The sequence below is a fragment of the Anaerococcus obesiensis genome, assembly GCF_016599815.1.
Lineage (GTDB): Bacteria > Bacillota > Clostridia > Tissierellales > Peptoniphilaceae > Anaerococcus > Anaerococcus vaginalis.
Genome location: NZ_CP067016.1, coordinates 325,074 through 338,442 on the forward strand (window position 1 = coordinate 325,074; position 13,369 = coordinate 338,442).

The following is a 13,369-nucleotide window of genomic DNA, read 5'->3' on the forward strand; positions in this document are numbered from 1 at the left end:
CTTATGAATTTAAAATTTCACTTGGCTTTATATAGAAAGCATAGTTTTCTTCGATAGCTTTTATTAATTTTTGCATATTTTCTGACAAATCATCTAAGTTTTCTGTTTCAATTACTTTGCCATTTTCAAGTCTAACTAGATATTTATTACCATCTTTTAAGAAACCTGTATTTGTTGAATCATCAAAGTCTTCTTTTGTCCAAAATACTGTAAGTTTATCTTTGTAAGGACGTCCTGCATGTGGGCAATAGAATCCACAGTTTCCACATTCATTACACATTCCATCTAAGTGGATTATTTGATGAAGATTATTAAATCCATCAACTTTTATAGCTACGTTTGCTCTGTTTGGACAAACTTCTGTACACATTTCACAAATTTGATTACATTTTAAACATCTGTATCCTTCATTTTTGCCTTGGATTTTTTCTTGAAGTCTTCCTCTTTTTTCAAAAATTATTTTGTTTTGTTCTTTAACTTCAAATTTTTCAAAATCATTTTCTAGATTTTCTTTTGCTAAAATATCAAGACAAACTGCTTTTGCTTCTCCCATTGCTTTTACAATAGTGCTTGCTCCAGCTCTACAATCTCCAATTACATAAACATTGTCGATATTTGTTTCGTAATTTTCTGTAGTTTTTACATTGCCCCAATCATCTAAATTAACATTATTTTCTTTGAATGCGCTTGTATCTACTCTTGCACCTGTTGCACCAATTACTGTATCAAATTCAAGATCAAGTTTTTCTCCTGTTGAATTGATTGATCTTCTTCCAGATTCATCAAATTCTCCAAGTTCCATTTTTTCGCATTTTAAAACTTTTCCGTCATAAGAATAAGGAGCTACTAATTCATAAATTTTGTGTCCTTCTTCTTTTACATCATTTACTTCTTCTTGAGTTGCAGGCATGTAAGCTTCTGTTCTTCTATAAACTAAGGCTACGCTTTCAACTCCTTCAAGTCTTGCAGCAGTTCTTGTACAATCCATAGCTACATCTCCTGCACCTACAACTGCAACTTTTTTACCAACATTTGCCTTGCCATTCATTCTTACATCCCACAAGAAATCAAGAGCATCAAGGATATTTTCGCTTCCTTCTTTTACTGGAGATCTTCCCTTCTCCCAAGCACCTGTTGCTGCAATTATATAATCATAATCTTTTTTCAATTCTTCGTAAGATTCTGTTACTTCAGAATCAAAAACAAATTTTACGCCTTGTTTTACAGCAATTTGGTAATCTCTTTCGATTTGTTCATCAGAAATTCTAAATTTAGGAATAACATGGCTTACAATTCCGTAAGGTTTTGACAATTTTTCTCTTACTGTAACGTCCATTCCATTTCTTCTTAGATAAGATGCTACAGCAATTCCACCAGGACCTGCTCCTATAACAAGAACTTTTTTGTCTGATTTTATTTCTGATTCTTTAATATTTTCTACAAACTTATCTTGAGCCTTATCAGCTGCTATAAGTTTCATATCTCTTATTTGAAGGCTCTTTTCATAGTCAACTCTTGTACAATGATCTTGGCAATAATGTGCACAAAGTTTTCCAAGAATTGTTGGTGCAGTATTGTCCATCGCAATAACTTCAATCGCCTTATCGTATTCACATTCAGCAACTAATTGCAAATATTCAGGAATTTGTTGTTGGATTGGACAGCCACCATCTTTACAAGGAGCCTTATAGCAATCTGTAAGTGGAAGAGTTGAATTTGTTTTTCTTGATCCAACTTTTTCTCTGTACAGTTTATTATTAACCCATTCGTTTATGATTTTATCTCTAAGTTTTACAGTTTTTTCTACATCAACATCGTGAAGTTTATCACTTAATAAATCCTCAGTTTCTTTTGCCAATTGGTTAAATCTTAAATATCCACCTGGTTTAAGAATTGTTGTAGCAACTGTAATTGGTTGACCTAAAGCTTCAAAAATTTCTTTAATATTTCTAGCATCAGCTCCACCAGAATATGACATTGGAAGTTTGCCATCAAATTTTTCTGAAAGCATAGCTGCCATAGAAATAGTTAATGGAAGAAGAGCTCTTCCTGACATATACATTTCTTCTGCTGGAAGTTCATTTCTTTTTACATCAACTGGGAAAGTATTTGTAAGCTTTACACCAAAGGCAAGATCATTTTTCTTTGCAAGTTCTAATAATCTTTCAATCATAACGACTGCATCTTCGTATTGAAGGTCATCTTTGAAATGGAAATCTGTAAAAGAAATATAATCAAAGCCCATATCATCAAGGGTTTTTCTTGCATATTCGTAACCTAACATTGTTGGATTACATTTTATAAATGTAGATATTTTCTTTTCATCTATTAGATATGATGCAATTTTTTCAATTTCTTCTGCAGGACAACCGTGAAGGGTTGAAAGAGTTATAGAATCACAAATATTTGTGCTGATTTTTTCTAAATCTTTTTTATCAAATTTTGAAAATTTATCGATATTTTCTTCAAGATATAATTTACATTCTTTAAATACTTCTGTGTCTTTAGCATTTCTTAAATTTTCAATATATGTATCAATTTTTTCAGATTTTATTCCTTCAAGATCATAACCTACTGACATATTGTAAGCAAAATCTTTTTTATCAGAAATATTTAATTCTTTCGCCAAAGCAATAATTGCAAAATATGCTTTTACATATTCATTGTAAGCTTCTTTTACTGTAAGCTCTGTTGACCATTCACAGTTATAACATTCATCTTCCGAATTTATACATGGTTTTGCAACAGCTTTTTGTATATCTACTCCATCAAGTTTTTGAACTGTTTTTAATTCAATAAATCTTGCTCCTGCAAGATAGGATGCTAGAATATTTTGGGCAAGTTGAGATTGAGGACCTGCTGCAGGGCCTACTGCTGATGAAATCTCATCTCCAAAAACAGTTTTTAACATTTTTCCCGATTCATTTTTGTAGAATTTTTCTTTTTTAATTCCAAAAATAGAACCTTCATTCTTATATTCTTCCAAAGCCCAATTCATTAGGTCTTTAAAAGGTATAGGTCTCATAAATTCACTCATTTTTTTACTCCTTAATTATAATATGATAATTTAATAGGTTTAAATCTTAAAATCGCTCTATTGTTTAATACAGACTTAATTAAAAACTCATATATTAATATTATCAAAATTTTTATTGAAAATTATTTAGCTAATTTCTTTTTATAAATTTTCCATATCCTGGAACTCCTAAATATTTCCCTTCTGATAATACAAACTTTCCTCTGCACAATACTGTCTTAACTTTATAATCGGACTCAAACCCCTCATATGAAGTATAGTCTACATTTGAATGTCTATTTTCTTGTTTAATAACATATTTTTCTTTTTCTAATATTATTATATCAGCATCACTATTTGGGTTAATATTTCCCTTTTTAGGATATAATCCAAATATTTTAGCTGGATTAGCTATTAATACCTCTATCAATCTATCAAGACTTATTCCTCTTTTTAACCCCTCTGATAGTATCAGCTCTAATCTTTCTTCAACACCTGGTGCTCCACCTGGGCAATCATAAAAATTATCTTTATAAGGTAACTTCTCTGTTTCATAAAAAAATGGACAATGATCTGTAGCTACAACATTAACTTCACCATCAATTATCCCTTGCCATAAAGCATTTTGATCAGATTTTTTTCTTAAAGGAGGTGACATAATATATTTTATTCCTTCAGAATTACCGCCATCAATATATTTTTGCTCATCTAATAACAAGTATTGAGTACATGTCTCACAATATAAATTTTTAACTCCTCTTTTTCTAGCCTTTTTTATTTCATTTAAACCTAATTCCGTTGAGGTGTGAACTATATATAATTTAGGATATCCTGCTATTTCAGATAAATAAATTAGTCTATTGATTGCTTCCGCTTCTGTTTCAGCCGGTCTAGTTTTTGCGTGATAAATAGGATCTAACTCATTCTTTGACTTTGCCTCTTCTCTTAATTCTGCAATTGCTCCATCATTTTCACAATGAACACATACTACTGTCCCAGTTTCTTTAGCTTTTTTCAATATTTTTAAAATTTTATCATCATTAAGTTTTCCACCATAAGTTGTGTATATTTTTGTTGAAACTATACCTTCATTTTTATGATATGATTCCATTAATTCCAATGTTTTATCTCTTGAATCTTGGATTGCTCCATGAAAAGAGTAATCAATTATAGCTAAATCTTTTGCCATTTTATGATATTTTTTTATCATTTCATCAAAATAGCTTTCTTTAGATCCAAAAGCTATATGATCTACTATTGTTGTAGTTCCTCCACAAGCAGCAGCTCTTGTACCTGTGTGAAAATCATCAACAGCAACAAATTTACCTAAATCTAGAGACATATGGGTGTGAACATCTACGCCTCCTGGTAAAGTTAGTCTTTCTTTCGCATCATATATTTCACACTCGTCATCATTAAGATTGCACCCTATAGATTCTATCTTCTCTCCATTTATTTTAATATCTACTATATTTTCACCGTATAAATTAGCATTTTTAATAATTAAAGACATATTCCATCTCCTATTTTTCTTAACAATTTTAAGATATAAATAGTACAAAGCACCTGTAGCTATTACACCAAATACATAAGCATTATTGAATATCCATGTTATTGATTCAATATATTTACCAGCAAATATTAATGCTGTCATTATAATGAATAATACTATTACAGGGATGTTCCACCCATTGCTATAAAAATACTTACCTTCATTCGTCTTATAAACATCAACCATATCTATTTCAGTCTTATATTCAAATAGATATGATACCAAATATATACCTGATATAGGACCAATAAGTGCACCTAATAACTGAGTTACATTGAAAATAAGATTATAAGCACTTGACAAACTATCCCAAGGCCTTGCTAATAAAGCCAATAAAGCAACTAATATAGTAACAACTTTATATGGTATTTTATTTTTAGTTAAAGTCGCTGCGATATTCACTGGTGGAATTAAATTTCCAGCAACATTAGTAGTTAAAACAGCCAAAATTATAAAAATAGAGAATATAATTCTTATAAATATACTAGGAAAATTTCCTACTAATACGGCAGGTTCCCAAATTTCTTTACCAAAAGCTAGTAATCCACCAGCTGTCCCACACATTCCTACAAAAGAAATATAAAATGTCATTAAAGGAGCTGAAATAATTTGCCCAACACTTTGTGCTTTTTGGTTTACACAATTCCTTGTAAAGTCTGGCATTGATAATGCAATTCCTCCGTCAAAAGCTATCATAGCTGAAAGAGCCGGCCAAAAAAGTTTCCAAAAGCTAATACCTGGTTTTGCTTGAAGTATTTTTGCTCCAAATAATGTTTTAAAGCTCCAGTCAGCGGTATAAAGTCCCCAGATAATAACTATTAGGCTTAGAACAATTAATATAGGTGCTGACACGCCTTCTAGTATTTTAACTGCCTTGCTACCTGAAGCAGCAATATATACGTTCATAATCCAAAAAATTATAAATGAAATAAAGTGAGCTTTAAATCCCATTTCTAACCAACTTGGAAAAATAGCGCCAATTATCGTATATATAGCTTGACCTCCGATCCATGCTTGAACACCAAACCAAAATACCCCAAGAATAGCCCTAATAAATGATGGAAAAATTGTACCTTTTTTACCAAATACAATTTTGCTAAGCATCGGATATGCCATACCATATTTTGTACCAAAATGACCCAAAACTATAGCTACTCCCATAACTATGGTATGTCCTAATACAACAGTTAGTAAAGCCTGTCCCCAAGACATTCCTGACACCAACAAGCCACTTGCTACTTGATACACGGCTATAGAAACAATCATTCCAATCCATAAATTCGATATATCCTTAGTGTGCCAATTTCTGTCTGTAGACTTTATAGGTGAGCTTATTTCATTATAATCATTTTCATGATTATTTATCTCTTTTATCCCTAATTCGGTTAAATCATATATGTCGCCATTTAAAACTTGATTTTTTTGTTTTCCAAAACTTACCTCCTTTTCAAATTTCAAATTTGAATAAGATAACAACTTTCTAATTTAATATTAAACGTTTTCTTAATAAACACTTTGCAAATTCGAAGCAATTCAAAATACTACAGTTCCTTTTATAAATATTATATTATTAATTTTATGTATATTTATCATTTAGCAAAAGATTTTTAAAAGTTAATCGCTTTTCATAAACTTGAAAGTTTTATCTTATTATTAACCGATATAAATTTATATCAAGAAAGGCTTAAGCCTTTCTTGATATTTTTAATTTATTTTATATATTCAAGTGGAAGAACTGCGTATGTTGCTGCACAAGTTACTAAATCTTGTTTGAATGTAACTTCGTTTGGTGCGTGAGCTTGATCTTCTGCTCCTGGTCCAAATCCTATTACTGGAATATTGTGTCTTCCCATTATAGCAACACCGTTTGTTGAGAATGTCCATTTATCTGTTAATGGTAAATCTTTTCTCTTTTCAATTTCTTTTTCTACATTTGGTGCAATTCTTTTATCTCCATAAAGACCTTTGTATGCTCTTTCTAATGCTTTTGTTACTTCGTGATCTTCTGGAATTACCCATGTTGGGAAATAGCATTCTTGTTTTTTGCTTACGCCAGTCCATGATGGTCTTTCGTAATCATACATTGTAACTTTTGCGCCGAATTTTTTAGCTGATGGTAAATCTTCAATTTCTTTTATGCAAGACTCCCATGTTTCTCCAGCTGTCATTCTTCTATCAAGTGAAATTGCACAAGAATCTGCAACTGCACATCTTGATGGAGAAGTATAGAAAATTTGGCTTGTTGTAACTGTTCCACGTCCTAAGAAGTTTGCTTCTTTGTATTCAGGATTATATTTTTCGTCAAGCATTTTTACAAGACCTTTTATTTCTACTGAATCGTCTGCTGGATTTTCGTTTAATTGTTCAATTTCGTTAAGGATTTTTGCCATTTTATAAATTGCGTTATCTCCTCTTTCTGGAGCTGAACCGTGGCAAGAAACACCTTTAACTTCTACACGAATTTCCATTCTTCCTCTTTGTCCTCTGTAGATTCCACCGTCTGTTGGTTCTGTTGAAACTACAAATTCTGGTTTGATTCCTTCTTCTTCAATCATATATAACCAGCAGTTTCCATCACAGTCTTCTTCTTGAACTGTTCCTGTAACTAAAACTCTATATTTATCATTTAAGAATCCTAAATCTTTCATGATTTTTGCTCCGTAAACTGCTGATACGATTCCACCTAATTGGTCTGAGCCACCACGACCACCAATTAAATTTTCATCTTCAAATCCTTCGTATGGATCAAATTCCCAGTTATCAATATTTCCAATTCCTACTGTATCAATGTGACCATCAAATGCGATTTGTTTTTCGCCTGTACCCATTTCGCCAAGTACATTTCCTTGACCATCAATCCAAGCCTTATTAAAGCCTAGTTTTTCCATTTCTTCTTTTATTCTTTTTGATTTATCGCCTTCTTCGCAAGATTCTCCATGTTTTAAGATTAAATCTCTCAAGAAAGCATTCATATCTTCTGAATAATTTTGAGCAGTTTCTTTTACTAAATCATAATTAATTTCTGTCATTTAAATCTCCTTTTAAATTTTAAAATTCTTATTTATTTTCGTCTTCTTTGTCAACTAATCTTTCTTTGTTAGCTTCAATTAATTTTTCAATTGTAGCTTTAGGATCTTTAACTTTTTGTAAGAATATCATTGCAGCAATTATATATGGTTTAAAGCTTGCTTCTTTGTAAAGTGGATCTCTATATCTATCAAATACAGATTCATCAACTTCTCCATCTTCACATGAAAGTCCTGTTATATCTGCTGGAAGACAGTGCATGTATAAAGCTTTACCATCTTTTGTAAGTTTCATCATTTCTTCTGTACAAGCCCAGTCCATGTGTTCTTTGTTTTGTTCAAGAAGTCTTTGTTCAAGTTCATCAATTCCTTTTTGATCTCCTTTTGCATAAAGGTCTGTTCTTTCTTCCATAGCTGCAAATGGAGCCCAAGATTTTGGATAAACTATATCAGCATCTTTGAAAGCTTCTTCCATTGAATTTGTTTTTGTAAAGCTTCCGCCGTATTTTTTAGCATTTTCTTCTGCAATTTCTTCAACTTCTGGCATTATTTCGTATCCTTCTGGATGAGCTAAAACTACATCCATTCCAAATCTTGTAAATAAACCTGAAATTCCTTGAGGAACTGAAAGTGGTTTACCATAAGATGGAGAATAAGCCCAAGTCATAGCAACTTTTTTGCCTTTAAGATTTTCAATTCCACCAAATTCGTGAATAACGTGAAGTAAATCTGCCATAGCTTGAGTTGGATGGTCAATATCGCATTGAAGGTTTACAAGGTGTGGTCTTTGTTCAAGAACGCCGTGATCATATCCTTCTTGTACATATTCAGCAAAGTCTTTCATATATTTGTAGCCTTTGCCTATATACATATCATCTCTTATTCCAACTGTATCAGCCATAAATGAAATCATGTTAGCTGTTTCTTTTACAGTTTCACCGTGAGCTTGTTGTGATTTTCCTTCGTCTAAGTCTTGAACTTCAAGTCCTAGCATATTTGCAGCTGATGCGTAAGAAAATCTTGTTCTTGTTGAATTATCTCTAAATAATGAAATAGCAAGTCCTGAATCAAAGATTTTTGGAGAAATGATTTTTTCTCTCATTGCTCTTAATGTATCAGCAACTGTAAAAATTGCTTCAAGCTCATCTTGTGATTTATCCCATGTGTGGAAAAAGTCATCGTGGTATAAGTTTTCAAAATCTAAGCCTTCTAATTTTTCTAATAATTTGTTAATATCTTGTGTCATTAATTTTTTCTCCTATCTAATTATTTTTTTATATTCAAATTTTTCATCGTTTGTATAATATCCATCCCAAACTACTTTTCTGTAGTGTTCGAAGTCTGTATCTCCTTCTGTTGAGATAAATAAAATCACTGAATTTTCATCTAATTTTAATTTTTCTTTTATATCTTTTAAATCTTCTCTTTGTAAAATTTCACTAACAGCTCCAACAGTTGCTGCTCCAGATTCTCCAGATATAACTCTCTCATCTTCTCCAATTGGATTTCCCAAAATTCTCATTCCTCTTGCAGCCGAACTATCTGGAACTGATAAAAATGCGTCAACGTAAGATTTTAAAATTGGGTATCCGACAGTAACTGGTTCTCCACAAGCAAGCCCTGCCATGATTGTATTCATTTCGCCTTCAACGTTGTGGATTTTGCCGTCATTTATTTTTGCTGTTAGGTAGTTACAATTTGCTTTTTCTGGCTCGATTAGTCCTATAAAAGGTTTCTCACTTCCCTTATATTCGTCTGAGAAAAATCCTGTTACTCCAGTTGCAAAAGAGCCTACTCCTGCTTGTAAGAATATGTGAGTTGGTTTTTTGCCTGCTTCTTTTAATTGATCAGATGCTTCTTTTGCAAGAGTTGAATATCCTTGAATAATCCATGTAGGAATTTCTTCATATCCTTCCCAAGCTGTATCTTGAACCATAATATATCCTTTTTCTTCAGCATATTTGTTGGCAAGTCTTACGCAAGCATCGTAGTTAAGTCCATCCATAATGTCACATTTAGCGCCAGTTTTTCTGATATTATCTCTTCTTTCAAGAGCTGATCCGTCAGGCATCAATACCACGCAATCTTGTTCTAATTGTTGGCTTGTCCAAGCAACTCCTCTACCATGATTTCCATCAGTTGCTGTAATAAAAGTTACCTTGCCTAATTTTTCTTTGATTTCAGGAGAAATCAATTTCTCATAAGGTAGATCATCTAAATCCATATCAAGTTTTTGGGCTATGTATTTTGCCATAGCATAAGATCCTCCCAAAACTTTAAAAGCATTGAGACCAAATCTTAATGACTCGTCTTTGACAAATATATCCTCCACACCAAATAAATCTGCAAGATTGTTTAATCTTTTTAATGGTGTTACAGAATATTGGGGAAAGCTCGCATGAAATTTTTGAGCTTTTGAAGATTCTTCTTCATTAATAAAACTTAAATCAGCTAAATCTTCCAAATTTCTTTCATTTAAAACTATATTAAAACTCTCTTTCAATCTTTTCTCCTTTCTAGAACTTCTTCTGGTATTATAGTAACATATCACACATCAAAATGCAATACTTTTTAAAAATGTTTTCAAAAATTTTTTTAATTTTTTATCTTTTAATATTTTTCTATTTTAAATTTTTATTTTCCTGTGAAATTTTTTCGAAAAATTTCTATTCAAATTTTTTCTTTCATTAAATTTTTCGTATAGTATAATTTAAATAGAGTATTTAAAATTCAATAATTTATAGAAAGAAGGAAGATATGTCTAATATAGAACTAGAAGTTTGCGGGGGTTGTAATGCGAAAATCCCCCAAGAAAGTCTAGGCGAAACTTTATCTTCTATTAAAAATTTTAAAAGAGATGATGTTTTGATTGGATACGATACCATGGATGATTGTGCTCTTATAAGAGTTGATAAAAATAATGGAATTGTATCTACCCTAGATTTTTTCCCGCCGATGGTTTCTGACCCATATATTTTTGGACAAATCGCTGCGGCAAATGCCCTATCAGATATTTATGCTATGGGAGCTGAACCAATTTGTGGGCTAAATATTGTTTTGTTTCCTGAAGATGAAGATATAAATATTTTGAAAAAAATTCTCCAAGGAGGTGCAAGCAAGGTTATAGAAGCTGGTGCATCTCTTGTAGGCGGTCATTCAATTCATGATCCAAAAATAAAATACGGACTTTCTGTAACGGGAAAAGTCGATATTGATAAAGTTTGGAAAAATAATACGCCAAAGGAAAAAGATATTTTGATTTTAACCAAGCCTTTGGGGGTAACTTTAGTTACAAATGCCTACGGGATTGATATTCTTGGACAAAAAGAAATGGATAAGGCCATTTCTTCTATGATATTTTTAAACAAATATGCCAAGGAGATTTTGGAAAAATATAGGATAAGCTCAGCTACTGATGTTACTGGTTTTTCTTTTATGGGGCACTTGTCAGAAATGCTTGGCGATAAATATTCTGCCATAATTGATTCTAAAAATATTCCAATCCTTGATGGAGCAAAAAAAGCTGCAAGCGAATTTGTTTTTACCAAGGGAGGGCAAAGAAATAGGATGCATATGGAAAATATGGTGGAATTTCTTGTTGATAACTTTGCTCTTGAGGAAGTTTTATACGATCCTCAAACATCTGGAGGACTTTTGGTAAGTATTAATAAGGATGATGCAAAAGACGCCTTGGAAGAATTAAGAAAAAATAATATAAATGCAAAAATTGTTGGTCAAATAAGTAAAAAATATGATAAATCAATATTTATCGAATAAAAATAAAGGAGTATGAAAATGAAAGAAATTGATGCTAGAGGAATCGAATGTCCAATGCCTGTAATTATGGCAAAAAGAGAAATTAAAAATGGAGAAGAAAATTTTTATGTGCTTGTAAATGAGGACATAGCTGTAGAAAATTTGAAAAAACTTGCAAAAGAAACTAACTTTGATATTGAAATCGAAGAAAAAGAAGATGGAGTTTTCAAATTAACTTTTAATAAAAATGAAGAAAAAACAGAGAAAGATGATAAGGGAGAAAGCCTATCTTCTTCTTATGTTGTGGTTTTTGATTCTGATAAAATCGGAGATGGAGATGAAGATTTTTCAAAATCTTTATTGGAAAGTTTCTTAGTTTCAATAACTGAAGCAGACGTTCTTCCAAAATTTGTAATTTGCTACAACAAGGGAGTATTTTTGACAACTCAAAGAGAAAATACCATAGAAGATTTGAAAAAACTTGCTGATAATGGAGTAGAAATTATCTCTTGCGGTCTTTGCCTTGACCACTATGGAGTAAAGGAAGAATTAAAAGTTGGAAGAATTTCAAATATGTACGAAATCTCTTCTCTAATGAGAACTCATCACACCATTAGACCATAATGGAATATGTAATTTATACTTTCAAATCATCAAATTTAGCCTATCTTGCCCTAAGCAAAGTCGAAAACGAAAATATTAGGGCAAGGCTAGTCCCTCTTTTGCCAGAAATTGATGCAGGTTGCGGACTTTGTCTTAGGTATGAAAAAAATTTTGATGAGAAAGTAAAAGAAATTTTTTCAAAAAACAAGCTCGATTTTGAAGAAAAATACCTGCTTATTTACAAAGAAAACAAAAGAAAGCCAGAGGTTAAAGCTTATGATTTATCTTGATAATGCTGCAACTACAATCGACAAGGACGAATCAGTTGCAAGGGCAGTTTATAATGCTATAAATTCAAAATCTTTTGGCAATCCCTCAAGAGGAGCTTATAAAGTTAGCCTTGATGCCCTAAATTTATTGATGCAAACCAGAAAAGAAGTTGGGGCTTATTTCGGTATGGAAAATCCCTTAAATGTGGTTTTGTGTCCAAACATAACTTTCGCCCTAAATTTTGTGATAAAATCACTTTTTACAAGAGGCGACCACGTCATAACGAGCCTTGCAGAACACAACTCCGTCCTAAGACCCCTTTATGATTTGGCAAAAAACGGAACAGAGCTTTCTTTTATCGATATAAAAGATGATTTTAGCCTTGATCTTGAAAAAATTGAAAGTTTAGTCAAAAAAAATACAAAAGCTCTAGTAATTACAGGAGCATCAAACGTATCAGGAGTTTTGACAGACCTTGATAAGGCAAATGAAATTTGCAAAAAATATGATTTGAAATTAATAATAGATGGAGCCCAAGTTGCAGGATATGTGCCTTTTGATATAAAAAAATATCCCGAATCAATATTTTTATTTACAGGCCACAAGGGACTTCACGCTCCCCAAGGAACGGGTGGATTTATTGTAAATGGAGATTTTGATTTCAAACAAGTTTTTGCTGGTGGGTCAGGTTTTGATTCATTTTCAAAAACCCAACCACACGTCTTGCCAGATTTATTTGAGCCAGGGACTGCAAATGTTCATTCCTTTGCAGGACTAAAAAGTGCCATAGAATTTTTGAGAGAAAATCCTCAAAAGGATATAAATGAGCTTACAAAAATCTTGTATAATGGCCTAAAAGATATTGATGGAATTAAATTTTATTCAAACATAAATTTAAAACACGTTCCAATAATTGCATTTAACATAAAAGATATTCCAGCAAATTATATAGCAATGAAACTATGGGATGATTACGAAATTTGCGTAAGAGCAGGCAGCCACTGTGCCCCACTTTTTCACGAAAAAATGGGAACAAAAAAACAAGGCATAGTAAGAATGAGCCTGTCATTTTATAACACAAAAGAAGAAATAGAAAAAACAATAGAGGCTGTGAAAAATATAGCAAATGAAAAAAGCTAGGGTAAT

General features: G+C 31.8%; 9 protein-coding genes. 4 read left to right on the top strand and 5 right to left on the bottom strand.

Annotated features, from left to right (window positions below; genetic code table 11):
- Position 1: 1 nt before the first annotated feature.
- The 5 genes from ygfK to dpaL form a co-directional block, all read right to left on the bottom strand.
- A complete protein-coding gene (gene ygfK / locus I6H46_RS01650) occupies positions 2 to 3,037 on the bottom strand; it encodes a putative selenate reductase subunit YgfK (protein ID WP_019118640.1) in 3,036 nt (1,011 codons plus the stop codon).
- Positions 3,038 to 3,167: 130 nt separating this feature from the next.
- On the bottom strand, positions 3,168 to 6,026 hold the full coding sequence (gene hydA, locus I6H46_RS09630) for a dihydropyrimidinase (RefSeq protein WP_234287386.1): 2,859 nt from the start codon (positions 6,024 to 6,026) through the stop codon (positions 3,168 to 3,170).
- Positions 6,027 to 6,277: 251 nt separating this feature from the next.
- Positions 6,278 to 7,597 (bottom strand): YgeY family selenium metabolism-linked hydrolase, encoded by a 1,320-nt coding sequence (locus I6H46_RS01665; protein WP_019118642.1) that lies wholly within the window; start codon positions 7,595 to 7,597, stop codon positions 6,278 to 6,280.
- A 28-nt stretch (positions 7,598 to 7,625) separates the two neighbouring features.
- Positions 7,626 to 8,840, bottom strand: a complete 1,215-nt coding sequence (gene ygeW / locus I6H46_RS01670) for a knotted carbamoyltransferase YgeW (protein WP_200226032.1) — start codon at positions 8,838 to 8,840, stop codon at positions 7,626 to 7,628.
- 12 nt (positions 8,841 to 8,852) lie between these two features.
- Positions 8,853 to 10,097, bottom strand: a complete 1,245-nt coding sequence (gene dpaL, locus I6H46_RS01675) for a diaminopropionate ammonia-lyase (RefSeq protein ID WP_019118643.1) — start codon at positions 10,095 to 10,097, stop codon at positions 8,853 to 8,855.
- 254 nt (positions 10,098 to 10,351) lie between these two features.
- Here dpaL and selD point away from each other — a divergent pair, with 254 nt between their 5' ends.
- The 4 genes from selD to I6H46_RS01695 are packed head-to-tail and all read left to right on the top strand — an operon-like array spanning position 10,352 to position 13,363.
- Positions 10,352 to 11,371: a selenide, water dikinase SelD gene (selD, locus tag I6H46_RS01680; protein ID WP_019118644.1), complete on the top strand. Its 1,020-nt coding sequence runs from the start codon at positions 10,352 to 10,354 to the stop codon at positions 11,369 to 11,371.
- Positions 11,372 to 11,389: 18 nt separating this feature from the next.
- Positions 11,390 to 11,974: a sulfurtransferase-like selenium metabolism protein YedF gene (gene yedF, locus I6H46_RS01685; RefSeq protein WP_019118645.1), complete on the top strand. Its 585-nt coding sequence runs from the start codon at positions 11,390 to 11,392 to the stop codon at positions 11,972 to 11,974.
- Positions 11,974 to 12,243, top strand: coding sequence for a DUF3343 domain-containing protein (locus I6H46_RS01690; RefSeq protein ID WP_019118646.1), 270 nt, complete (start codon positions 11,974 to 11,976; stop codon positions 12,241 to 12,243). Before yedF ends, I6H46_RS01690 begins: the two co-directional genes overlap by 1 nt.
- Complete coding sequence (locus tag I6H46_RS01695) at positions 12,230 to 13,363, top strand: aminotransferase class V-fold PLP-dependent enzyme (RefSeq protein WP_019118647.1); 1,134 nt, start codon at positions 12,230 to 12,232, stop codon at positions 13,361 to 13,363. Before I6H46_RS01690 ends, I6H46_RS01695 begins: the two co-directional genes overlap by 14 nt.
- Positions 13,364 to 13,369 lie beyond the last annotated feature (6 nt).

Excerpts from the sequence above, each read along its gene's own strand:
- ygfK (WP_019118640.1), bottom strand. The coding sequence starts at position 3,037 with ATGAGTGAATTTATGAGACCTATACCTTTTAAAGACCTAATGAATTGG.
- I6H46_RS01665 (WP_019118642.1), bottom strand. The coding sequence starts at position 7,597 with ATGACAGAAATTAATTATGATTTAGTAAAAGAAACTGCTCAAAATTAT.
- ygeW (WP_200226032.1), bottom strand. The coding sequence starts at position 8,840 with ATGACACAAGATATTAACAAATTATTAGAAAAATTAGAAGGCTTAGAT.
- selD (WP_019118644.1), top strand. The coding sequence starts at position 10,352 with ATGTCTAATATAGAACTAGAAGTTTGCGGGGGTTGTAATGCGAAAATC.
- yedF (WP_019118645.1), top strand. The coding sequence starts at position 11,390 with ATGAAAGAAATTGATGCTAGAGGAATCGAATGTCCAATGCCTGTAATT.
- I6H46_RS01690 (WP_019118646.1), top strand. The coding sequence starts at position 11,974 with ATGGAATATGTAATTTATACTTTCAAATCATCAAATTTAGCCTATCTT.
- I6H46_RS01695 (WP_019118647.1), top strand. The coding sequence starts at position 12,230 with ATGATTTATCTTGATAATGCTGCAACTACAATCGACAAGGACGAATCA.